We start from the raw sequence: 23,669 nt of genomic DNA, 5'->3' as shown, positions 1-23,669 counted from the left end.
TTTGCCCAATAGGGCGGTTGCCGTTGGGCTTACTTTCTAAAGTCTAAAAATCAAATGAGGAAAGTTTGATCTAGGATTTGGACATCCCGTATCAAAGGAGGGGGCGAATAATCTTTAAAGGGTACGACATTCTCATCAAACCCTTCAAAGAGATTTAAATAGGAATAAATAAAAGAAGTAACGAACAACTGCTGGTCAAACGAGAGTTGATCAAAGGATACTTTCAACTCTTCTTGGCCTTCAATAACAACTTCCACATCTGAACAGCAGTCCATTTCCATATCAGGTACTTCACAATCGCTTGTAGATTTTGACATTTCAGCCTTCATCATGCAGGTGTTCACACTATCGGAGATGCTAAAATCAACCAAATGATCCCCGCAATAATGCATGTCCACCGAAAAGGATATCGTGGAGAACAGCACGACGAGTGCCATTGATAAGGATGTTATTTTGTGAAAGAATTCTTTCATTTGCTTTGCAAAGTTACAAAATTTCAGAGTTTGTTTTTTTCTTTAAGGAAAGTTCAGGTGCTCAATGGAGGAGTTAACTATCTTAGTACCGAAAAAAAGGACCAATTTATAACAATTAGATAGTCTTTACACCGTCCCGACAAACGAACGATTTTCAAGACAGTATTTTTCCAAAAAAATGTTTAGCTTCCTGCTAGAGGCATTAAAACTAGAAACATCCAAACACGAAAACCTGCCTTTTTTAAAGCACCTAATTTCAAATTTCTCTAGTTTTAATTGTTGATAACCCTCAATTATCTTTTTAATGAGACACTTTACCAAGTTTCGAAATGGTACCATTTGAATCGTTTTGAAACCAAATTTTATTCACTAAATGATATTTGGTTTTATTTAAACTGATTTGTAACAAGTAATTGTATATCAGATATTTGTGGATAAAATAAAATGGCCGGCCTTACTTGGACACCTCCTTCTTTTTACCTTTATACCACGAATTCTCTAAAAGAAAACAAAAGCGCTTTTGTTCATTTTTTAATCTAAAAAGAAACAAAATGGACAATTTTTTGATACTCGAACGGCTCGACCGTTTGGAAAGACTGTTGATTGCCAATAAAGAGGTACTGACCTTTGAGGAAACCTGTGACTATACGGGTATATCCAGAAGCTATCTGTACAAGCTTACCGCCGCGGGGCATATTCCGCACTCCAAACCCAACGGGAAACTGATCTTTTTCGAAAGGAAAAAAATCGTCGATTGGCTGCTCCAGAACGAACGGAAAACGATTCCTGAAATCGGAACTATAACGTAACCTCTTCGCTAGGCAATACCGATCCTGGATTTTTTATCAATTCACAATACGCCTGGGGAATCACCTTGGGCCTCCAAAACCTATTCATATGAAATCAACTCCTTATTTAAGGGTGGGCACTTCGTACTACAAATTGGTACAGGCCCCGACCATCGCCGGACATTTCAATGAAATCCTGGTACACTGGAACATCGAGACCATTCGTCAGGACCATGGGAAGGATTACCTGAGCAAAGTTCCCAAGTACGATGGCTTTACCTGTATCCCGAGCCATATCGATTTCAAGCAGGAATACAAAGGGTTCTACAATACCTATTCCCCGTTACCTGCAATCCCCAAAGAAGGGGAATGTCATACCTCATTGGGATTCGTCGAACACATTTTTGGGAAGCACTATGAACTGGGATTGGACTACCTGCAATTACTGTATACAAAACCGGTTCAGGTACTTCCCATTCTCTGTCTGGTCTCCAAGGAACGTTCCACGGGCAAGAGCACTTTTTTAAAGTGGTTGAAGGCCATATTCGACAATAACCTGACCTATCTGACCAATGACAGTTTCAGCAGCCAGTTCAATGCGGATTGGGCCAACAAGCTGCTCATCTGTATCGACGAGGTTCTGTTCAACAAGGAAGAGCTTACCGAGCGCATCAAGTACCTGAGCACGACCAATATCAACAAATTGGAGGCCAAGGGAAAGGACAAACGTGAAGTGGAGTTCTTCGGTAAGTTCGTTCTCTGTAGCAACAACGAGGACAATTTTATCAAGATAGACGGGAACGAGACCCGGTTTTGGGTACTGAAGATACCAGTGTTAAAAAAAGAGAAAACGGATTTCCTCCAACAACTGGTATCCGAAATACCAGCTTTCCTATACTATCTGCAAAAACGAAGATTATCGTCCGGGCATACCACCAGAATGTGGTTTGCCCCAAAACAGATTAGAACAGCCGCGTTAAAAAAGTTGGTGCAGAACAACCGTAATAGGGTTGAAAAGGAACTTGCTACGATTCTTCTTGGGGCCATGGAACAGTTCGATACCGATGAAATACACCTTTGCCCCTTGGATGCATTGCAGTTGTTGAACCGGACAAGGATAAAGACCGATCTGACCCAGCTCAGAAGGTTGCTGAAAAGGGATTGGAAATTGGAAAACAGGGACAATTCCCTAAGCTATCAAAAACCGGTCATCTGGCAGGACGCCTCCATGCAGCTTGTGGACGCCAAGGGTCGCTACTTTACCGTGGAAAAATCCTTTTTGCTTGAAAGTTTCGATGAATCGATGACGGATTGAGCTGTTCCCAATGCCTATCGATGTCGAGGCCGTCATCATTATAGCATCATTTGTTCATCAAAAAATAAAACGATGACGGAAAAAAACAGAAAAAACATGAAAACGATGAATCGATGAAGAATTCGATGCCAGGGAAACCATAGTAAATACTGGCTTCCCGATAGTTTTTCATCAAAACATCAAAAATTTGCCCAAAACCATTCGGCTTATGAAAAAAGAAAGAACAAACAAGTTAACGTGTGAAAGAGCCCGAGCTTTTCCCATCGAAAAAGCGCTGGCAAAACTCGGGCACTTTCCGACCAGATCGACCGAAAAAGAAGCTTGGTTCCTGAGCCCGTTCCGCTCAGAAACCCAAGCCTCTTTCAAGGTGTCCAAGAAACTGAACAGATGGTACGACCATGGGGCGGGAAAAGGCGGTAATGTAATCGACCTTATGTGCCAAATCAACAGATCGTCCGTTAGCGAAGCCTTAAAGTTCTTGGAGCAGGGCCAGACCTCTTTCTCTTTTCAACAGCAGCCCCCAGTTGGAATCCAGAAGAATACCGGGATAAAGATTCTCCATGCACGTCCTATTCGACATTACGGTCTGTTAAACTATCTTTTTGAACGGAAAATTTCCGTTTCTACGGCATCGACCATTTGTAGGGAGGTCCATTATCTCCATAAGGGACGACGCTACTTCGCCATAGGATTGAAGAACGATTCAGGTGGATGGGAATTAAGAAACAAATACTATAAGAATTCCAGCTCGCCCAAGGATATCACCCACATCAAAAATGGAAACGGAAAACTCATCGTTACCGAAGGGATGTTCGACCTATTATCCATTTTGGAATTGAATAAAGAAATAGAAACCGAATATGATTTTCTGGTCCTGAACTCTACGGCATTGGTCAAAAAGGCGATTAAGCCAATGGATGCTTACGACCGAATCGACCTTTATCTGGACAATGATTCGACGGGTAAAGCAACGACCCAAAACTTGATGGCCCATACCAATAACTGTTTGGACAAATCAAGTTTATACGAGGGGTGTAAGGACATGAACGAATGGTTGGTCTTTAAGTCTAAAAATGGATTTGGTCAGGAAGCGCAAGATGTGTTTTTGTTGCCACAAAAACGATCTTGCTTTGCTCCCGATGGTCGCAAAGTAAAAAAGAAATGAAAAGGACCTATATCAAGTTCCGGTGCTCCATCTACGAGAAGAAGCTGCTCAAAAAAAGGGCGGCACGGGCGGGAATTTCCCTCTCCGAATATTGCCGCAGTTCGGCTTTTGGAAATTCGGTCATCGAACGCTTGACCGAGGAACAATTGGCCCACTATAAAATGCTGGTGAAGTACAAGGGGAACTTTACCCGGATCGGGAATATGTTCAGGAAACACAACCCCAAACTGGCCAGCGAGGTGCAGCAGCTGGCGGAGGAAATACGCACGCACCTTTATAACTTCAAAAGAACGAAGTAATGATAGGCAAAGGAACGTCCATAGCGCATACGGGTACAAGTATCGACTACGGTTGGAACCAGGAGAAGGGTGCCGAGGTGGTCTTCAGTCAACACCTGGCAGGGGAAAACCCCAAAGAGGTCACTGAAGAGTTCAGGCTGGTCCAGGAGGAGAACACGCGTTGCCAAAAGAACACCCTGAGTTTTATCCTCAGCCCGACCCGGGAGGACGGTAGGAATTTGACCAAAGCACAACTAAGGGAAATGACCCAACGGTTCATAAAAGAAATGCAGCTGAAGGAACGCCAGGCCATCGCCTTCGTACACAGGGACAAGGCACATACCCATGTGCATCTGTACGTGAACCGTATTGGTTTCGACGGCAAGGCCTATAACGACAGCTTTATCGGAAAGCGCAGCCAACTGGCGGCGGAGAGCGTGGCCAAGGTAATGGGGCTGACCACGGTCAAGGAGGTACAACTTGAAAAGGAACTGGATTCCATAAAGGTCCGGCTGGAAATAAAGGACATCCATCATAAAGTAATGGAAAGCGATAGACCAAAAACATTGGACTCCTACATTAAGGCCATGCAAGAAAGGAACGTGGAAGTCATCCCGACAATAAACCGGGCCAACAAGTTACAGGGATTCCGGTTCCAATATGAAGGCCATAATTTCAAGGCAAGCGAGGTACACCGTTCCATGTCCGGGGGAAGGATAATGGCACAGCTTTCCCGGAACAAAGGGATTGCAAAACCAAAAGAGCTCGGCAAATCGGTCCAGCTTATGGGGAAAACTTTGGAGTTGAGTACTAATCTTGCAACGAGCATCGCCAAGAACATCATCAAGAAAACCATAAAAAAGGCCATCGACACGGGAATTGGAATTTAAAACTGAAAATTATGGGATATAAAAAACTGGACGAGGTAATGGAACTGCTCACCGACGAGCTGGACGGGTTCAACAAGTCCATCCTGAGATTGGAACAGTTGACCCAAAATACGGACAACATCAAAGTAATACCTGATACTTCGGAAATTGAAAGTTTGCTCCGAGGGCATTTGAATTCTGAGAAAGCGAATAATTCAAAGCTTCAGGAGTCGGTTCAAGACATTAGGCAGCAGATTTTAAAAGCAAGATCGGTTCCAAAGAAACAGTTATGGATTCACTATTCGATTTGGTTAGTTTCCTTGGTTATCATAGCCTATCTGGCTTTCAAAGCATCTCGAATTGACAAAATCCAGGAAAAGGCCTTTGCCGAAGGCGAGCAAAATGTCATATTGAGTTTGAGAGGATATTTTGACCAAAACCCCGAGCATTATGAATCGTACCAAAAATGGTTAAAGGAAAAAGATAGTGTTCCAAATCAAAAGTAGGTTGCGCCCTATGGAATTTTTGCTTGACGCTTATCTGCCGGAACGCTACAAAAATTCCACAAGATCCATGCGCAAAGTTTTGGGTAAGTATTTGGGACTCTTCCCCGAAATACCCATAAAAGACTAACAACTATACTATTTGACATCAAATGGTTAGAAATGGTATCATCTAAAATGTCCAACCGAAAAATATTCAATTGTGTTACCCATGTGTTACCCAGAACCAAAAAAGCCGACTTCTAAAAGTCGGCTTTCCCTTGTTGTACAGGCGGAGAGACTCGAACTCTCACACCTTGCGGCACTAGATCCTAAGTCTAGCGTGTCTACCAATTCCACCACGCCTGCATTACTATCCAATTATTATTGGGCTGCAAATATAAGCCAAAATTTCAATTCTCTAAATTTTAGCATTTAAAAATTGCGCTTTTTGTACATTTATAAAAAGTCATAGAAAACAGAACATGCAAAACGTACAAAATTATCTATCGGAAAATAAAGACCGATTTTTGAATGAGCTTATAGAACTCCTTAAAATTCCGTCGGTTAGCGCAGATCCGGCATTTTCCCAAGATGTTATCGATACCGCAGAATCCGTAAAATTACGATTACAAGAAGCTGGTTGCGATGTAGTCGAAATTCATGAAACCGCCGGTTACCCCATTGTATATGGAGAAAAAATCGTTAATCCAGAGCTACCCACCGTTTTGGTCTACGGACATTATGATGTACAACCGGCAGACCCAATAGATTTATGGCATTCCCCACCGTTTGATCCCGTTATCAAAAAGACCGAGACTCACCCAGAAGGAGCCATTTATGCTCGTGGGGCCTGTGATGACAAAGGACAGATGTATATGCACGTAAAGGCAATGGAATTAATGGTAAAGACCAACCAACTGCCCTGCAACGTCAAATTCATGATAGAAGGCGAAGAAGAGGTAGGTAGTAACAACCTAAGCATATATGTTGCGGAGAATAAAGAGAAATTGGCCAATGATGTAATTTTAATATCGGATACGGGTATGATTGCCAACGATATCCCATCCATAACAACAGGCTTAAGGGGTTTAAGTTATGTTGAGGTAGAGGTAACCGGCCCAAATAGGGATTTACATTCCGGACTGTATGGCGGTGCAGTGGCCAACCCCATAAACATTCTTTCAAAAATGATTGCCAGTTTACATGACGAAAACAACCATATTACCATACCCGGTTTTTATGACAAGGTTGAAGATTTATCAAAGGAAGAACGTACGGAAATGGCTAAAGCGCCATTTGATCTAGGCAACTATCAAAAAGCATTGGATATAGATTCTGTTTATGGTGAAAAAGGGTATACCACCAATGAAAGAAACTCCATAAGGCCCACATTGGATGTGAACGGTATTTGGGGCGGTTATATTGGTGAAGGTGCCAAAACAGTTATTGCAAGTAAAGCATATGCCAAAATATCTATGCGATTGGTTCCCAACCAAGATTGGAAAGAAATTACGGAGCTGTTCAAAACGCATTTTGAAGCTATTGCGCCAAAAGGAGTTACCGTAAAGGTAAAACCACATCATGGTGGGCAGGGCTACGTTACCCCAATAGATACCGTTGCCTACCAAGCAGCATCAAAAGCGTATGAAACTACATTCGGTAAAAAACCTATTCCGCAACGTAGTGGGGGTAGTATTCCTATTGTTTCTTTATTTGAGCAAGAGCTAAAAAGCAAGACGATACTTATGGGCTTTGGTCTGGATAGTGATGCCATACACTCCCCTAATGAGCATTTTGGGGTATGGAACTATTTTAAGGGCATTGAAACCATCCCTTATTTCTATCAGTATTTTTCAGAGATGAGTAAAAAGTAGTAAGCAAAAGTTGACGATAAAAAAACGTCTTTGCGAGTTTAGCGAAGCAATCTGTAATTTTGGAACACAAAACTTACAGATTGCTTCGTCACTAAAAAGCGCCTCGCAAAGACGTTTATTTTATTCTAGAAGTATCTTTTATTGATAATCTATTGATTCAAAGAACCAACAATTATCAAATTTCAACTATATTTTCTTAACGTACTTAGTAATTATAACGGTCATTGTAGGCCCCACTTTACCCTCAATATATTCAGCATTCTCACGATCTAAGGAAATTCTACGCACAGCGGTACCTTGTTTGGCAACTTGGCTAGAACCCTTAATTTTAAGGTCTTTTATCAACACCACACTATCCCCGTTTTCAAGAATTACGCCATTAACATCACGATGAATGATCTTTTCACTTTCGGCCAAGCCTTCTCCCGTCGCCTTTGCCCACTCTAAAGCCTCAGCTTCCAAATACATCATATCCAAAAGATCCTTGGGCCAACCCTCAACTTTTAACCTAGAAAGCATTCGCCAGGCTACCACTTTAACAGAGTCATACTCGCTCCACATACTTTCATTAAGACAGCGCCAGTGGTTGGCATCCATTTGGTCAGGGTCTTCAATTTGCGTGCGGCAAGTTTCGCACGCCAAAATACTGGAATCTACACCACTTATAGCAACCGGCTCTACTTCAAACACTTCTAAATTATTGGTTCCCGTACAAAGTTCGCAAGTGGAACCACTACGTGCCTCCAGATCAGATAATACACTCATTATTGGTTGTTTTAAAGCAAACTTACATCTTTTTCATGGGGTGTTAGGGCCTTTCCCCAAAGAATTGGGGCCGGGCTATTCGTTGCAAGTCCGCTTTGCCAATTGGCAAATACGGGCTTTTCACTGCTATCCCTAAGGCAAAAAACTTTATTTGCTCTACATTTGTAGAATTAAAATATTTATTCTATGTTTGTAGAACAAATTCTAAACTTGTAGAATATGCAGTTATCTAAATCGGAAGAAGAACTAATGAATATCCTCTGGAAACAGAAAAAAGCATTTATGAAAGATTTGCTAGATGCTTACCCAAAACCCAAACCCGCCTCTACCACCATAGCCACCCTATTAAAAAGAATGGCCGATAAAAAATTTATTGATTACAAAACATTGGGTAGAAGCCGTGAGTATTTTCCGTTGGTAAAAAAGAAAGACTATTTCTCAAAACACGTAAACGGACTCATTAAAAACTTTTTCAACGATAGCGCCAGTCAGTTCGCATCTTTCTTTACCCAAGAAACCAATCTAAGTAAAATGGAACTGGAAGAACTGAAAAAATTAATAGATGTTGAACTAAAAAAGAAGTAGTTATGGGTATCTATCTTTTAAAATCCGCCGCATGTATGGGCATATTTTTGCTCTTCTACAAACTGTTTTTAGAAAAGGAAAGTATGCATATTTTCAAACGCTATTTTCTATTGGGATCCATCCTTATAAGTTTGGCCATACCCTACGTTGTCTTTACAGAGGTTGTCTATATAGAACCCATTAATGTATCAAGCTTACCTACAGAAGACTATAGTTTAGAACAATATCATATCCCTAGCAAAGTGCCTATTGACTATACGTATTGGTCATTATTGAGTATATATTGTCTGGGTGTGCTATTCTTTGGTATTCAGTTTATCAAGAATCTCTATCAAATTAAAAACACTATAAATAACAATCCTAAACATAAAACCAATAGCATCATTAAGGTATTACTATCGCTTGACATTGTACCACATACCTTTTTCAATTACATTTTTTTAAACAAACACAAGTTTGAGGGCAATGAAATACCTTCTGCCGTATTGTTGCACGAAGAAACCCATGCCAAACAAAAGCACAGTTTGGATATTCTAATAATAGAAATACTTCAAGTCATACTCTGGTTTAACCCGCTTATTTATCTGTACAAAAAATCAATAAAACTAAATCACGAATTTTTAGCGGATAAGGCCGTACTAAACAACGGACTAGAAAAAAGTGATTATCAAAAATTACTCTTGGCATTCTCATCAAATGCCGCGGAGCCACAATTGGCAAATGCCATCAATTATTCATCAATCAAAAAACGATTTACAGTCATGAAAAAACAAACATCAAAAAAGGGAATTGCAATCCGAACCCTATTATTACTACCGGTTTTGGCTTTAATGCTTTATGGTTTTAGTCAAAAAAATGTAATTGCTCAAAACACCATTAAAGACATTAATATTGAAATTACAAAATCTGGAAATTTATTAATGAATAATGAGCCAGTAGCTTTAGAAAAACTTTCGAAAGAAGTTTTAAGAACCAATCAAAATTTTGGTCCTTACATCATCAAAAACTATCTAACAGCCCATATTCTTTATGATGAAGAACAGTATAAACTAATTGACCAAGTGCAATCAATACTACGAGCTTCAGGTATTTCTAACATTGAACATTTTAGTAAAAGAACTGCAAATATTCTTGGTAAACACGGATTTGAAACAAGTGAGTATCATGATAAAACAGTAGATGAAGCGCAAAAAATCAGAAGAAATAATGTTTTTAATGAAATTAAAAACAATGCCTACCATAAACCACTGCTAGAAATAGTATGGATAGAAATAAAGAATGAAGACGAAATTTGGTTTAATAATCAACAAGTTCTATTGACAGAACTAAATGAAAAAATAAAGTCAAAATTTCCTTTGGCAATTGAGAACAACAAGCTAGCAGCTCAAATTTATGCTACAGAGATTATTGATTCTGTTTTTACAGATGCAATTACTAAAGAATTGAGAAAGCTAAAGACAAAAAGCATTACTATTTTTTCAGATAAGTATATCATGCCTAAAAACGAATATGAAGAAACTGTTGAGATAACACCTGAAACTGTTATTTTAAAAACCAACGATATCATTTTACAATCAAATAAAATAACGAAATACAATTCCTTAGCCAAAAAATACAACGCTATACCTATTGAAAAAAGAAGTATTCCACTTAGTGATTTAAGGGTGTTAGAATCTATTTATAAAAATATGACTGTTGAGGAAAGAAAATCAGCTCAACCCTTTCCGGAATGTTTGCCCAAAAACAAACAGGAAAAACCAAGCAATGAGATAACTATCAACATTAATAATAAAGGTCAACTTCTCGTGCAAGGTGATTTAATTACTATAAATGAATTAAAAGAATATTTATCCAAAATAAATAAACACCTTTCTTTTGATGAACGTAAAAAAGTAATACGATCAATAATTAAAGTGGATACTAAAACACCAAAAGATGTGATTCAGAAAGCGAATGACATCCTTATGGAATATGGCACTGCTACTATTAATATTGTCGGACGTGAGAATTCCATGAAATCTAGTCAGCAAAAGACTGCTACTCGTGAAGAAATGAAAGAGTACAACCGTTTGGCCAAAAAGTACAATGAAATGGATCGTAACCAGATGCAAATTAAAATGCAAGATGTACAGCGATTAAAAACTATTTACTCCAAGATGTCAACCAAGCAACGTGAGGATGCCCAACCCTATCCTGATTTCCCTGAGCCACCAAAAACTCCAAAAGAACCTAAGGCTCCAAAAGTTCTAAAGGAAGAAAAAAGTAACATACCATTGCCTCCACCGCCACCAGCCCCTAAATCTCCTTTGGATTTTGTGGTAGAAATGGCTAAAAAAGGTGCCACGTTTATGTATGAGGGTAACAATATCTCCTCGGACAAAGCAATTTCTCTTTTGAAGAACAACAAAGAATTAAATATAGAATCGCGCAAGGATTCAGGTAAACAGATCATAAATATTACCAAAGACCCTGTAACAATTAAATAGAAACAACGTCAAACATATGTTAAAGCCCTCTTTTAGAGGGCTTTTTGCGTACCAAAATTACAATAGTTACGTTCACCCATTATAAATCATCATCAATCAAAACAAAACGATCATCATGATACAGAAATTTTTTATTCTTTGCTCCGGTGCAGACGCTGAGCTTTTAGACACCTGTTCTAAAGGAGAACAAAACAAATATGCAGGTATTGGCGCTACCGTCTTCTTTACGGCAGTTATGGCGTTTATTGCCAGTAGTTATGCACTTTTTACCGTTTTTGACAATGTGTATACCGCCATCTTTTTTGGTCTTATTTGGGGATTGTTGATTTTTAATCTAGACCGTTTTATTGTCAGTACCATAAAAAAAAGAAACAAATTCAGCCAAGAACTACTACAAGCTACACCTCGTATCCTCCTTGCGGTTATCATTGCCATTGTAATTTCAAAACCCTTGGAAATGAAAATCTTTGAAAAGGAAATCAATCAAGTTTTATTGGAGCAAAAAAATGAAATGACCTTGGCCAACAAAGAGCAATTGGCACTACAGTATACGCCAAAAGTAGCTCAATTAAACCAGGAAATAACAGCTTTAAAATCTGAAATAACAACTAAGGAAAACGAAACTAATGCCTTGTACGACATCTATATTAATGAAGCGGAAGGTACGGCCGGCACCAAACTCTTGGGCAAAGGCCCCGTATATGCCGAAAAACGAGAAAAGCACGATGCCGCTTTGGCAGAATTAAATACGCTAAAGGCAACAAATGGGGAAAAAATAACCGGTTTGGAAACTCAAATTGCCGCCCTGGACACGGAATATGCAGTAGTCGTTCAAAACAGCCAACCCATCATTGATGGTTTTGATGGATTAATGGCTAGAATTACCGCATTAAATGAGCTACCGTGGTTACCGTCGTTCTTTATCTTCCTTTTATTCTTAGCCATAGAAACTTCCCCAATTATTGCTAAACTACTGGCACCAAAAGGGGAGTATGATATAAAACTGGAAGAACAGGAAAGTATACTTGCCACTTGGGTAACCCAGAAATTGGAACAGCGAAAATTAATTCTTGCCACAGATGGGGACATCAATCAGAAAATCTATGAAGATTTAAAAGGAGAAGAAGAGCTTTACGGCTACAAAAAGAAAAAGGCGGAAGAATTGCTACGCTTACAAGCCAATAGTTTTCACGACGTACAGGTAAAAGGGCTAAAATGAAAAAAGACCAATATTACTATTGGTCCTTTTAGGATTTGGGGGAACTACATTAATTAATTGACAATTGTTTCTAAAATTAGCTGGTTGTTTGTCACCTGCATATTTAAAATCTCAAATACAATTTCTTGAGCGGTTGTTTCAAAATAGGCTAAGCTTCTTTTCATATTTGTTTCTAGTTTAAAGTCCGTCCTGTTAGTTTGTTGTTAATTACACTCCAAAAGTAAGCTGCTTTTAAAACTCAAAATCCGGTTTATAGTTCAAATCAAATTTGATGTAGATAAATTGACAATAAGTGTCGACGAACTCGTTCAACCCATCAAACTACAGTTAAAGAATGGTCCAAATAGCCATGTAGACAATCTTAAATTCAAATAAGTTAAATTTATAAGACCTGAATCTTAACTTTGCCTACCTATGTCATCACTTTTAGAAAGAAAGAAAAAGAAACGACGTTTTTACAACCTCATCATCATCATAATTCTGGTATTGATTATAACCACGGGTTTTATGGCACAACTAGGATAATGGGCTAGTAAAGCCAATAATAAGAGATTAGCAATTAATCGTTTCCCATATGACCAAATCAAAAAAGAAAATCATTACCATTTTAAAACGCATCGGGAAAATAGTACTCGGGCTATTGGTTTTGTTTTTTATTCTGGTACTGGTCATACGCACCCCTTGGGCACAAAATCTGATCGTCACAAAAATCACCAACTATGTCTCGCAAAAGACGAACACCAAGGTAGAAATAGACAATCTGTTTATCACCTTTACGGGAGACATTAAGGCAGACCATATTTATTTGGAAGATACTAAGGGAGATACCTTGTTTTACTCCTCATCCTTGGAGGCGGACATCCCTATTTATCCCATTCTGTTCAAAAACAAATTATCCATAGATGAGGTGTATTCCAACAGTATTGTTGCCAATATTAGTAGAGGTACAAACGCAGAAAAGTTCAACTTTTCCTTCTTAATCGATGCCCTTACAGCTCCTACAGATACCTCAAATGCAACGAATGCGGCACCTATGGAAATTTCAATAGGTGATTTACATATTACAGATTGGAAAATTCAATACAACGATGCCTATTTAGGTACGGATATCCAATTAAAGTTAGGTACGCTGAACACAGAGGTGTCTGAATTTAATTTGGAGAAAATGATTTTTTCGTTGGATGATTTCTCATTGGACAATACCCAATTTACTTACCATCAATCTCATGCTTTTCCACAAACTAACGATACCACTAGCACTACATTACCATTTATTTCTGTTAATGACCTTAATCTAAATGAACTAAAAATTAATTATACCTCCAAGCCAGATGGATTAAAAACCAATATAGAACTAGGTACGCTGACCTTAACGGACATCTTAGCAAACGTTGCAAACAGTCAATATGAAAGTAAAGATGTCATATTACATTCCTCTACGGTAAATATTGATATTTCTTCGGAAAACAAAAATAAGACCAACAATAGTACCAATACCAGTTTTGAATGGCCCGCCTTTATTCTAGGGATTAAAAATGTAGATTTCAAACAAAATACATTCAATTATACAGTCAATAATACCCCCCAGAAATCAACAAACTTTGATGCTAATGCTTTTAAAATACAAGACCTAAACCTGCAAGCATCAGATTTTAAATACCAAAAAGAAAAATTTAATCTAGAGGTAGCGCAGTTATCATTTTATGAGCCTAGTGGTATTCAACTAGACCAATTAGCCTTTAAAGCTGGTTTGACAAACACCCAGGCCACCCTTAGCCAAATGAACCTACAATTAAACCAAAGTTCGGCAAATGGAGAATTGAACGTTCAGTATAAATCCTTGGCAAGTGCCATTAAAAATCCTGAGTATAGTAATTTGTCCGCCATCATCAGCAACCTGGTTTTAGACTTGAACGATGTACAGCGTCTAGTGCCGGAGCTGACTCAAAATGCGTATATAGATTCATTGTCCGTACAGCCCATTTTAGGTTCGTTATCTGCCAATGGCACCCTTAAAAAGGTTGATGATTTTAAGACCGATATCAGCTGGGGGCCACATACTACGATTATTGCTTCGGGAACAATTGACCACTTGACAAAACCGGATTCCCTGCAATACCATTTGAACGATATTAACGTAAAAAGCAATAATACAGCATTAAAAAAATTCATATCATCCAAAGAACTGGGTATTTCAGTACCCAAGACCTTGTTGGTTACAGGTAACTTATCCGGCGGAATCAACTGGGTAAATCCCAATTTAAATATTCATATTCCCCAAGGACTGGCAAAAGTAGATGCTACAGTTAATTTTGGTGAAAGCCTAAGTTTTAATGGCAATGTAGCCGTAGATAGTTTGCATATTGGCGAGCTGTTACAAAACGAACAATTGGGCAATATGTCCTTAAAGGTGGCGGCCAAGGGTTCAGGATCGTCATTTTCCAACGTGAATGCGGAAGTTAAAGGAAAGGTTTCCCAGTTTCAATTTAATGCATATGATTATCAACAAATTGATATCAATGGTAGTATAAAGAACGGAAAAGGTTCTTTATCGGCCACTATGAACGACCCTAACCTGAATATGGAGCTAAACTCTGTTATTAACCTGGAAAAAGACCAGCAACAGGTAACCTACACTTCAAATATCATTGGGGCAGATTTGCAGGAACTAGGGCTTACAAGAAATAATATTAAGGTTGCCGCCAACATACAGGGCAATTACAACGGCACACCATCTAACTTTACAATAGATACAACTATTGATAACGGTATAGCTATAGCTGACAATGAGCAATACCAAGTATCTACTGTTTTTCTTAAGGCACATATAGAGGACACTATTACCGATGTCTCCATTAAAAGCGGATTTATAAACGGTGAACTTTCTTCAAATGCATCGCCAACACGTATTTCAAGTGCTTTAAAAAAGCAATTGGAGCATTATTTTACGCAAGATTCAACGGCTTATAATGTGGAGGACCCTATTGAAGCAAAACTGGCCTTAGCCGTTGTACCCACCCCTATTCTCACCAAGGTATTTTTAAACGGAATTCAAGAATTGGATTCCCTGAACATCAATGCCAGTTTCGATTCCAAGAAACAACTCATATCCGCTAAAACCAACATACCCCATTTATCATATGCGGGTAGCTCCGTAGATAGTTTATATGCCTATGTTAATGGAGATTCCCAAGACCTAAAATTTTCTGCCGGTATTGGCGACTTATTGTACGAACCCATACATTTAAAACAGACCTACGTAGAAGGTAGTTTAAAAAACAAGGAATTGTTGATGGATTTCGTTTCAAGGAACGATACGGTGCAGGTAATGCACATGGCCGCTGCATTGGTATTCAAAAAAGACACCTTAACGTTGCGCATAGACCCCAAAGACCTTGTCTTAAACCAAAAATCATGGGACATACCGGAAAACAACTCCATTCTAATTGCTGAGAACCATACCGGTTTTAAAAATGTGATACTCAGCAGAAATGCCCAACAACTTGAAATTACCAACACCGTACCTGAAATTGATGCAGCGCATATAGGCATTCTATTCCAGAACTTTCAATTGCAAACCTTTTTAAGTCTCTTTAACCCAGAAGAGCCATTGGCAAAAGGTAAGATAGAAGGTGACTTTGTTATTATGAATCCCTATTCTGCAACAGGTTTGGTAGCCAATGTTGATATTACCGATTTTCACGTAATCCAAAATTCGTTGGGCACATTGACCCTAGACGCATCTTCAAAATCTTTATCTGAATATGATTTTGATTTAGCATTGAAAGATGGTGGCGCAGACCTAAGATTAACCGGAGATTATACGGCCAAAGAACAAACCGCCGACCTTAATCTAGAGCTTGATATTCAAAAACTGGAGGCAAGTGTTATTCACGGTTTTTCAAATGAATTGTTTTCCAATCCCAAAGGAAATCTTAGTGGCAGCATTCTGGTAAACGGCACCTTGGCAGAACCAAAATATTCCGGTAGGCTTAATTTCAATGCATTTGGTTTAAGCTTAGCTGCCTATAACACGGCACTGGAAATTGATAATCAATCATTAGACCTGGATCAAGATAAAATCACCTTTAACTCTTTTACCCTTACAGATGCCAATGAGGGTTCATTGACGATAGATGGTAACGTATTCACGGAAAATTTTTTGAACCCTGGTTTTGATTTTAATGTCACTACGGACAGGTTTAGAGTTTTGGATTCCAAAAAAGGAGATGACGAATTAGTTTATGGTATTGCCAGTATTTTAGCTGATGTAGAAGTAACGGGCGATCTAGAGATGCCTATTATAAACGGAAAAGTACGCATTAGGGATGTAACGGACCTTACCTATGTTGTACCACAGAACCAATTGGACATACAAGAACGTGACGGAGTGGTCATATTCGTGAACCGCGAAAACCCAGATGCCATCCTAACCCGAAACGATCGGGAGGCGGCAAGTTCTTTCTTTGCGGGAATGGACATCAACACTACTTTGGAAATTGGCAATGAAGCAAGCTTTACTATTGTGCTTGATGAAAAAACCCAGGATAAATTACAAGCCTCTGGTGATGCCACCTTAAAACTGAATATAGACCCCAATCAAGATATACGTTTATCGGGTAGGTTAGAATTAAATTCCGGCTTTTACCGTACCAGCTTGTATAATTTGGTCAGTAGGGAATTTCAGTTACAGCAAGGCAGCAGTATTGTCTGGAGCGGCGACCCTTATGATGCAAAGATGGATGTTACGGCAATCTATGACATTGAAACCTCTGCAGCACCATTAATGACCGCCATTAGTTACGGACAAGATAACGGGTCTGCAAACAAATATCAACAATCCGCACCGTTTTTGGTCTACTTGAATATAGACGGTCAACTTACGGAACCGGAACTTTCCTTTGGCCTGGATATGCCAGAAAAGGCACAAGGTAATTTTGGAGGTGCAGTGTATGGTCGTATACAACAATTGAACGAGCAGGAATCAGAACTGAACAAGCAAGTATTTTCGCTATTGGCCTTGAATAGATTTTACCCAACTACGGGTAGTGATGGTAGTAATGGAGGTGCCATATCCATAGCCAGGAATAATGTCAACAAAGTCTTGTCCAGTGAACTCAACAGTATTTCCAATAGACTCTTGGGCAATACGGGGTTTGAGCTTGGGTTTGACCTGGACAGTTTTCAAGACTATGAGACGGGTACTGCACAAAATCGCACACAGTTGAATATCAATGCCAGTAAGAAATTATTTGACGATAGGTTAATCGTATCGGCAGGGAGTGCCGTAGATGTAGAAGGTAGCGCCGCATCTAGCGATACCGCAACCCCTATCATTGGCAATGTAACCTTGGAATATCTATTAAGTGAGGGAGGAACATATAGACTTAAAGGATTTAGAAGACAAGAATATCAAAATATTATTGACGGACAGCTGATCGTAACCGGAGTTGCCTTTATTTTTGACCGTGAATTCAACAAGTTCAGTCAATTATTCAATCCATTAAAAAAATCGGATAATTCAACCAAGAAGGATACCAAGGAAAAGAATATTAAAAATTGATTTATAAATTGAAAATTAAGCACACTTATAAAATACTGTCTTTTTTAGCATTCTTGCTTATAGCTTCCTGTGGCATTGAGAAATTTATTCCTGAAGGAGAACAATTATATACAGGCGCAACGTTGAATTTAGAGACCTCAGGTGATATAAAGGACCTAAAAGAAGTAAGAACGGAATTGTACAATCTCATTGAGCCAAACCCTAACACCACATTTTTAGGGATGAAACCTGCCTTATTTTTTCATTACAAGGCACAACGTAACAAACCAGGGTTTATCTATAAATTCCTGAACAAATCTTTTGGTGAAGAACCTGTTTATTTTTCCGATGTAAATCCAGAACGGGTAGAAGAATTGATTCTTAATAGATTGGACAACAACGGTTTTTTCTATAGCCGCACAAATTCCAAAACCCAAATAGATGGTAAATTTGCATCCGTTGATTATTCCGCAGAACTGCCCGCTCCCTATACCCTGGAAGATTACAAACTGGAAACCGATTCCTTACCCATTTACGAAGAAATTAAAAAAATGTTGCCAGAAACCGTCCTTTCCAAAGGCGACCGTTTTGACCTTAATTTATTAAAAGCGGAAAGAGCGCGACTAAACAACGGACTAAAACAAAAAGGATATTACAATAGCCAAGAAGATTTATTGATATTTGAGGCTGATACCAATCAATATAAAAATAGAAAATTTGACCTATTTCTTAGACTTAAAAAAGATGTACCCTCACGGGCGGCCATTCCATATACCATAGATTCTATTACGGTATATCCCAATTATGCTATTGAGGGTGACACCCTGCCCTTGACAGCAGAAAATACCACCCAAGTAAACGGTATTGATTTTGTACAGAAGGAACTTTATTTTAAACCAGATTTATTGGAATCTTATATACTGTTCAACGAAGGGGATTTATATGATGCCAATAGTTCCAAACTTACCAGCAATCGGCTTTCTGCCCTAGGGAGCTATAAATTTGTAAATATCCAGTATACGGAACTAGATACTACCGCAACTGATGGTAATGGAGGCTCCTTAGCCGCTGATATCTACTTGGCTCCATTGACTAAACGGTCATTACGTGCAGAGCTACAAGCGGTTTCAAAATCCAATGGTTTCACCGGACCAGGGTTAGTTTTGACCTATCACAACAGAAATCTTTTCAATGGTGGTGAAACCTTAAGTCTTTCTACCAATTTCTCCTATGAAGCGCAATTGTCCAGTGGAAACAATTCCAATTTAAGTAGTATAGCAGCCGGTATAAAGGCAGATTTAATTATTCCGCGATCCATACCCTTTTCCCCAAAACGCTTTAAATATGCCGTACCAAAAACCAAAATTTCACTAGGGTTTGACTTTCTGCAGCGCAGCCAGTTGTTTACTTTAAGTTCTATAAATACTTCCTTTGGGTATACATGGAAAGAAAACCAGTATGTCTTTCATCAATTTGACCCAATTAGTATAAATTACTCCAGACTTTCTAATGTTACGGATGATTTTCAAACAATTCTTGATGACAATCCGTTTTTACGTAGAAGTTTTGACCAACGTTTTATTGCGGGACTCATATATGGCTTTACCTACGATGAAGTCTCCGACCTTGGCAAAGAATATCCTCTGTACTTTTCTACCAATTTAGATTTAGCAGGTAACCTATTTAGTTTAGTCAGTAGTTCCAACACCATTTTTGGAGCAGAATTTGCCCAATATGCAAAAGTTGATGCTGATTTACGTTTTTACATGCGATGGCAAAAAGAACGTACCTTAGTTTCCAGACTCTATGCCGGTTGGGGTATTCCTTATGGCAATAGCGAAACCATGCCTTTTGTAAAACAATTTTTTTCTGGCGGGCCTTATAGTGTGCGGGCATTTAATATACGTTCATTAGGCCCAGGTAATTTTAATGCCGAAACAGAAAACTCATCTACGGATTTCTTTGACCGTTCTGGAAATTTAAAATTAGAAGCTAATGTAGAATATAGATTTCCCCTGTTCTCCTACCTAAAAGGCGCATTTTTTGTGGATGCGGGAAATGTGTGGCTAACGGGAGATTATTCTGAAATAGAGGATGATCAACAAAACAGTACATTTTCACAAACCCTGTTCACCGACGGAAAATTTGAAAAGGACTGGCTGTCAGAGGTTGCAGTTGGGGTAGGTTTTGGCATGCGTTTAGATATCCAAAATTTTGTAATTCGATTAGATTTGGCATCGCCCTTACGGGTGCCTTATCTACCCAAGAACAACCGTTGGAACACCCCATTTATAAGTGATTTGGACAATAATATGACTTTGAATTTTGCAATAGGATATCCTTTTTAATTGTTCAATTCCCCGACATACGCTGCCAAAGAGCGGCCAATAAGCGTTTTGCGTCTTTTCTATATTTTGGCATTTCCGTTATGGTAAGTTCACCATTGTTTTGACTAAGTTGATAACTAAAGGCAAACTGGTCTTCTGTTGCATCCATACTTATTAATCCAAACCGTAAATCGTTGATATAAAGTTTTCCGTCTTTCTCCGTCACAGTATACCAACCTTCCGTAATAGCTATAAGTCGCTTAACCTTGTCATGCTCTGCCAAACCGCCCAATAAATCATGTTGTTTTGGATATTGTTTAAAGGATATGGGCTGCGAATCAAAAAAGGAATATTCCCCTAAAAGATAGGCATCATCCGTATCAACATTTGCCATCCAGAGCACGGTATTAAAAGGTGCCGGCCTGGTATTTACATCTTTATATACGATATTTTGCGTAACCAAAGCATTTTTGAATTGTTGAAAGGCCACACCTTTTAACAACAAGGTCAACACCAAATAGGAACTGCTAAGAATTAGACCAAGCCTAGCAAGTTTTAATCGTTTTAAAGAAGTACGATTTTGAAATAATGCCAAAATAAGGCAAATTAAAAACGGCAGCGTATACAGTGGGTCGATTACGAATATGCTTTGAAAGGCCAGTCGGTTAGAAAATGGCCAGAACAATTGGGTGCCCCAAGTGGTAAAGGCATCTAAAATAGGGTGGGTGAACAAACCCCAAAACATGAGCCATGACCAATCTATCCAGCTTGCCCTATCTTTTTTATTCAACTGCCATACCAACCACCCAAATATAGGCGCAAACAAGTCCGAGAAGAATATGGAATGGCTAAAGCCCCTGTGAATTTCCGTAGCGGTTACCGTATCAAAAATATAACGGGCCACAACATCCAAATCTGGAATGGTACCTGCTATAGCACCAAAAAGCATGGCCTTATTTCCTACTTTTTTTCCAAGGACGACTTCACCTACCGCTGCTCCTAAAACTATTTGAGTCAATGAATCCATGACGCTACTTTATCTGTAATTACCTATTTAAACAACTAGAAAGTGATACCATTTTGGCATACACTACTCCACAATACCCATCTTCTTTAACAAGAAGGAGGCATTCATATTCTGACAGATTCCATCTTTAAAAGTGTAATCAAAATGAAGTTCATTATTAATGATTTCGGCATCAAAATAGTGGTTTTTAACCATGGGGTATTCCGTAGCCACTTCACATAGGCTTAGGTCATGAGTAGCAATAATACCTGTAGACTTACTCTTTACCAAACGCTCCACAAATTTTCTTGACCCAAGTGCTTTATCCGTACTATTGGTTCCTTTTAATATTTCGTCCAGTACAATAAAATAGCGGTCGTTTTGAATTTCATCAACAATGTAGCGCAAACGCTTCAATTCTGAAAAAAAGTAAGATTCATCATCGGTTAGGGAATCTGTAGTCCGCATACTCGTAATCAATTTAATGGGCGAATACGTTGCCGCTTCCGCACAGACCGGCAGGCCTACATTAGCCATCATAATCTGTAGGGAAACTGTTCGTAAAAAGGTACTTTTCCCTGCCATATTGGCCCCCGTAATAATGAAGAATTCCCCACTATCAATTGAAATATCGTTCAGGATACTTTTAGATGGATCAAGTAATGGATGACCCGCTTGTTTAGCGCGTAGTACCTCTTTGCTATCTACAATATTTGGATACGTAAACGAGGTATGGTTAAACGCATAATTCCCCAAACTATTATAAGCATCAAAAAAAGTAATGGCATGAAACCATTTACCAACTTCTTTGCCGTGTGCCGCAATCCATTTTTCAATAGCAAGGCAGTCTACCAAAGAGCGCAGAAAAAATCCGTTCGCAATTAAAATATATAGGAGGTTATTATTGCGGTCCAAATTCCCCAATAAGGTTGCAAATTTTTTCAGCACCTTGGCATTCTTTTCGCCCTTACTTATAATTTTAGCCTGTTCCTTTTTTAATAAGTCAGATGTAAACCTAGTGTTTTCAACCATGGCCAATAATTGGTTGTACTGGTCAAAGGTGGATTTTAATTTAGAGGCATCTTGTCCTAATTTCATGACCTTTTTGGTAAAAAGTCCCACAATTATCAATCCTAAAGCCCACCATAAAATCAATAATGATTCTGGAATCAAATTAAAAAAATAGGCCACAAATACAGCAATGGACAATATGGAAAACACCCATGGTATATATTGCATTGCCTTAGGAACGAAAGGGATATAATTCTCCAACCAGTGGGTGATGGTTTTTGTGGAAGTCTCCGTTTTGGTAAGTGAGGCCAAAGCAGAAAATTCCTGACGCCAATCTATCATCTCCCCTATTTCTTTTACAGCATGTTGTTTTTGAGTGATCCCTTTAATGGAGTTTTCCAAGTAAATAGCGGCCAATTTTTCACCGCCTTCTTTCAGTTGGGTTCTATTACTGATCTGAAAAAAAGAACCTTTACCAAAAAGGTCAATATCCTGGCTAAAATAATGTGCCCCTTGATTAAATTCTTTGCCAGTGGCCAGTTGGCTATAATTACGGTGCAAAACCTGAATTTCCAAGTTATTTATGGCAACCAACTCTTTTGCCTTTGCCTTTTTTGCTTTAATATTTGCATGCTTTGAAACTAAATACAAAAACAACGGAATACCTACAATTAAAGTCCCTAGAACATATTTTGCATTTACAGCGGCAAAATATACCGCTACGGCGGTTAGAAGAAATACTACCAATCTTAATGTACTGAGAAGCTGTAAATTTTGATTGAGTTCCGCAACCTCCTTTTCAAATTTTATAACTCTTTGGTTATATAATTCCAATAAATTCTTCATTCTGCCCCTAACGTTTTAAGTATGCAAAGATACTCTTAGAAATTGATAGCGGTAATACTTTTAGAGGGCATCTAATCAAAGTCTTAACTTTAGTGCTCATCCTTTACTAATAGGACTGTAAAAAATGAAGCAACTTTATTATTTTTATTGATTCAGATTGTCAAATACATTGCCGTCATAAGTGGTATAATTTATCTTTAACAAGTTCACTGTCCTAAGTTTTTTCTTTACATCTTCTATTATACCCATTTTTATAGCTACATCAGCTTTTATTGAAACCGTTGCCACTCCTCTTAAGTGTTCTGGCATTTTCGCTAAGGCCTGTAATGCATGATCCTCCAACTCGTTCAGTGAAATAAATTTTTCACCCATTTGTATTCTAGGTTCTTTCCCCAAACCCATTGTACCCTCTATAGTAGGCGCACCTATAAAAATTTCTATAACACGATCCTTCTTGTTTAATTTTTCGGTTTCCGTAGCTTTAGGCAAAGTATTGGCCACCAAAAGATTTTGGTTCTTCATTACGGTAACGGTCATAAAGAAAAACAGCAGAATAAATACGATATCAGGTAATGAAGCTGTAGAGACAGGCGGCAATTTTCTATTGGAAGTATTTTTATTAAATCTTATCATAA

General features: G+C 38.7%; 17 protein-coding genes and 1 tRNA gene. 12 read left to right on the top strand and 6 right to left on the bottom strand.

Annotation, left to right across the window (positions count from 1 at the left end; translation table 11 throughout):
- Nucleotides 1-50 precede the first annotated feature (50 nt).
- Nucleotides 51-473, bottom strand: a complete 423-nt coding sequence (locus ABVM52_RS10285; RefSeq protein ID WP_405380177.1) for an HYC_CC_PP family protein — start codon at nucleotides 471-473, stop codon at nucleotides 51-53.
- Between the two features lie 551 nt (nucleotides 474-1,024).
- Here ABVM52_RS10285 and ABVM52_RS10280 point away from each other — a divergent pair.
- The 6 genes from ABVM52_RS10280 (at nucleotide 1,025) to ABVM52_RS10255 (ending at nucleotide 5,394) form a co-directional block, all read left to right on the top strand.
- The gene (locus ABVM52_RS10280) at nucleotides 1,025-1,282 is read left to right on the top strand and encodes a helix-turn-helix transcriptional regulator (protein ID WP_405380175.1); all 258 of its coding nucleotides are present in this window, start codon (nucleotides 1,025-1,027) and stop codon (nucleotides 1,280-1,282) included.
- A gap of 88 nt (nucleotides 1,283-1,370) precedes the next feature.
- Nucleotides 1,371-2,576, top strand: coding sequence for a primase-helicase family protein (locus ABVM52_RS10275; RefSeq protein WP_405380173.1), 1,206 nt, complete (start codon nucleotides 1,371-1,373; stop codon nucleotides 2,574-2,576).
- A gap of 208 nt (nucleotides 2,577-2,784) precedes the next feature.
- Entirely contained in the window at nucleotides 2,785-3,741 is a 957-nt protein-coding gene (locus ABVM52_RS10270) for a toprim domain-containing protein (RefSeq protein WP_405380171.1), read from the top strand.
- Nucleotides 3,738-4,040, top strand: coding sequence for a mobilization protein MbpA (mbpA, locus tag ABVM52_RS10265; protein ID WP_405380169.1), 303 nt, complete (start codon nucleotides 3,738-3,740; stop codon nucleotides 4,038-4,040). The genes ABVM52_RS10270 and mbpA overlap by 4 nt, the downstream gene beginning before the upstream one ends.
- Complete coding sequence (locus ABVM52_RS10260) at nucleotides 4,040-4,909, top strand: relaxase/mobilization nuclease domain-containing protein (protein WP_405380167.1); 870 nt, start codon at nucleotides 4,040-4,042, stop codon at nucleotides 4,907-4,909. The genes mbpA and ABVM52_RS10260 overlap by 1 nt, the downstream gene beginning before the upstream one ends.
- Before the next feature lie 11 nt (nucleotides 4,910-4,920).
- Nucleotides 4,921-5,394, top strand: a complete 474-nt coding sequence (locus ABVM52_RS10255) for a DUF6730 family protein (protein WP_405380165.1) — start codon at nucleotides 4,921-4,923, stop codon at nucleotides 5,392-5,394.
- Nucleotides 5,395-5,657: 263 nt separating this feature from the next.
- Here ABVM52_RS10255 and ABVM52_RS10250 read toward each other — a convergent pair.
- Nucleotides 5,658-5,739, bottom strand: a tRNA-Leu gene (locus tag ABVM52_RS10250).
- Between the two features lie 116 nt (nucleotides 5,740-5,855).
- Here ABVM52_RS10250 and ABVM52_RS10245 point away from each other — a divergent pair.
- A complete protein-coding gene (locus ABVM52_RS10245) occupies nucleotides 5,856-7,247 on the top strand; it encodes a dipeptidase (RefSeq protein ID WP_405380163.1) in 1,392 nt (463 codons plus the stop codon).
- A 186-nt stretch (nucleotides 7,248-7,433) separates the two neighbouring features.
- Here ABVM52_RS10245 and ABVM52_RS10240 read toward each other — a convergent pair whose 3' ends face one another.
- Complete coding sequence (locus ABVM52_RS10240) at nucleotides 7,434-8,012, bottom strand: PhnA domain-containing protein (RefSeq protein ID WP_405380161.1); 579 nt, start codon at nucleotides 8,010-8,012, stop codon at nucleotides 7,434-7,436.
- 219 nt (nucleotides 8,013-8,231) lie between these two features.
- Between ABVM52_RS10240 and ABVM52_RS10235 the strand changes: the two genes are divergently transcribed.
- The 5 genes from ABVM52_RS10235 (at nucleotide 8,232) to ABVM52_RS10215 (ending at nucleotide 20,192) form a co-directional block, all read left to right on the top strand.
- The gene (locus ABVM52_RS10235) at nucleotides 8,232-8,597 is read left to right on the top strand and encodes a BlaI/MecI/CopY family transcriptional regulator (RefSeq protein ID WP_405380159.1); all 366 of its coding nucleotides are present in this window, start codon (nucleotides 8,232-8,234) and stop codon (nucleotides 8,595-8,597) included.
- 2 nt (nucleotides 8,598-8,599) lie between these two features.
- Nucleotides 8,600-11,083 carry a M56 family metallopeptidase gene (locus ABVM52_RS10230; RefSeq protein ID WP_405380157.1) on the top strand — a complete coding sequence of 828 codons (2,484 nt, stop codon included), beginning with the start codon at nucleotides 8,600-8,602 and terminating at the stop codon, nucleotides 11,081-11,083.
- A 115-nt stretch (nucleotides 11,084-11,198) separates the two neighbouring features.
- Nucleotides 11,199-12,302, top strand: a complete 1,104-nt coding sequence (locus ABVM52_RS10225; protein ID WP_405380155.1) for a DUF4407 domain-containing protein — start codon at nucleotides 11,199-11,201, stop codon at nucleotides 12,300-12,302.
- A 574-nt stretch (nucleotides 12,303-12,876) separates the two neighbouring features.
- A complete protein-coding gene (locus tag ABVM52_RS10220) occupies nucleotides 12,877-17,865 on the top strand; it encodes a translocation/assembly module TamB domain-containing protein (RefSeq protein ID WP_405380153.1) in 4,989 nt (1,662 codons plus the stop codon).
- 8 nt (nucleotides 17,866-17,873) lie between these two features.
- Complete coding sequence (locus ABVM52_RS10215) at nucleotides 17,874-20,192, top strand: BamA/TamA family outer membrane protein (RefSeq protein WP_405380151.1); 2,319 nt, start codon at nucleotides 17,874-17,876, stop codon at nucleotides 20,190-20,192.
- A gap of 4 nt (nucleotides 20,193-20,196) precedes the next feature.
- Here ABVM52_RS10215 and ABVM52_RS10210 read toward each other — a convergent pair whose 3' ends face one another.
- The 3 genes from ABVM52_RS10210 to ABVM52_RS10200 all read right to left on the bottom strand — a co-directional run bounded on the left by ABVM52_RS10210 (nucleotide 20,197) and on the right by ABVM52_RS10200 (nucleotide 23,667).
- Nucleotides 20,197-21,198: a metal-dependent hydrolase gene (locus tag ABVM52_RS10210; RefSeq protein ID WP_405380149.1), complete on the bottom strand. Its 1,002-nt coding sequence runs from the start codon at nucleotides 21,196-21,198 to the stop codon at nucleotides 20,197-20,199.
- A 63-nt stretch (nucleotides 21,199-21,261) separates the two neighbouring features.
- Nucleotides 21,262-23,034: a MutS-related protein gene (locus ABVM52_RS10205; RefSeq protein ID WP_405380147.1), complete on the bottom strand. Its 1,773-nt coding sequence runs from the start codon at nucleotides 23,032-23,034 to the stop codon at nucleotides 21,262-21,264.
- 144 nt (nucleotides 23,035-23,178) lie between these two features.
- Nucleotides 23,179-23,667, bottom strand: coding sequence for an ExbD/TolR family protein (locus ABVM52_RS10200; RefSeq protein WP_405380145.1), 489 nt, complete (start codon nucleotides 23,665-23,667; stop codon nucleotides 23,179-23,181).
- Nucleotides 23,668-23,669 lie beyond the last annotated feature (2 nt).

This window comes from Maribacter sp. LLG6340-A2 (assembly GCF_045057105.1).
Classification (GTDB): Bacteria; Bacteroidota; Bacteroidia; order Flavobacteriales; family Flavobacteriaceae; genus Maribacter.
The sequence above is the reverse complement of the archived record's forward strand: the minus strand, read 5'-3'. Positions and strand labels throughout refer to the sequence as shown.

What these genes read in the sequence shown, in the direction of transcription:
- ABVM52_RS10285 (WP_405380177.1), bottom strand. Translation starts at nt 473, where the DNA reads ATGAAAGAATTCTTTCACAAAATAACATCCTTATCAATGGCACTCGTC.
- ABVM52_RS10280 (WP_405380175.1), top strand. Translation starts at nt 1,025, where the DNA reads ATGGACAATTTTTTGATACTCGAACGGCTCGACCGTTTGGAAAGACTG.
- ABVM52_RS10275 (WP_405380173.1), top strand. Translation starts at nt 1,371, where the DNA reads ATGAAATCAACTCCTTATTTAAGGGTGGGCACTTCGTACTACAAATTG.
- ABVM52_RS10270 (WP_405380171.1), top strand. Translation starts at nt 2,785, where the DNA reads ATGAAAAAAGAAAGAACAAACAAGTTAACGTGTGAAAGAGCCCGAGCT.
- mbpA (WP_405380169.1), top strand. Translation starts at nt 3,738, where the DNA reads ATGAAAAGGACCTATATCAAGTTCCGGTGCTCCATCTACGAGAAGAAG.
- ABVM52_RS10260 (WP_405380167.1), top strand. Translation starts at nt 4,040, where the DNA reads ATGATAGGCAAAGGAACGTCCATAGCGCATACGGGTACAAGTATCGAC.
- ABVM52_RS10255 (WP_405380165.1), top strand. Translation starts at nt 4,921, where the DNA reads ATGGGATATAAAAAACTGGACGAGGTAATGGAACTGCTCACCGACGAG.
- ABVM52_RS10245 (WP_405380163.1), top strand. Translation starts at nt 5,856, where the DNA reads ATGCAAAACGTACAAAATTATCTATCGGAAAATAAAGACCGATTTTTG.
- ABVM52_RS10240 (WP_405380161.1), bottom strand. Translation starts at nt 8,012, where the DNA reads ATGAGTGTATTATCTGATCTGGAGGCACGTAGTGGTTCCACTTGCGAA.
- ABVM52_RS10235 (WP_405380159.1), top strand. Translation starts at nt 8,232, where the DNA reads ATGCAGTTATCTAAATCGGAAGAAGAACTAATGAATATCCTCTGGAAA.
- ABVM52_RS10230 (WP_405380157.1), top strand. Translation starts at nt 8,600, where the DNA reads ATGGGTATCTATCTTTTAAAATCCGCCGCATGTATGGGCATATTTTTG.
- ABVM52_RS10225 (WP_405380155.1), top strand. Translation starts at nt 11,199, where the DNA reads ATGATACAGAAATTTTTTATTCTTTGCTCCGGTGCAGACGCTGAGCTT.
- ABVM52_RS10220 (WP_405380153.1), top strand. Translation starts at nt 12,877, where the DNA reads ATGACCAAATCAAAAAAGAAAATCATTACCATTTTAAAACGCATCGGG.
- ABVM52_RS10210 (WP_405380149.1), bottom strand. Translation starts at nt 21,198, where the DNA reads ATGGATTCATTGACTCAAATAGTTTTAGGAGCAGCGGTAGGTGAAGTC.
- ABVM52_RS10205 (WP_405380147.1), bottom strand. Translation starts at nt 23,034, where the DNA reads ATGAAGAATTTATTGGAATTATATAACCAAAGAGTTATAAAATTTGAA.
- ABVM52_RS10200 (WP_405380145.1), bottom strand. Translation starts at nt 23,667, where the DNA reads ATGATAAGATTTAATAAAAATACTTCCAATAGAAAATTGCCGCCTGTC.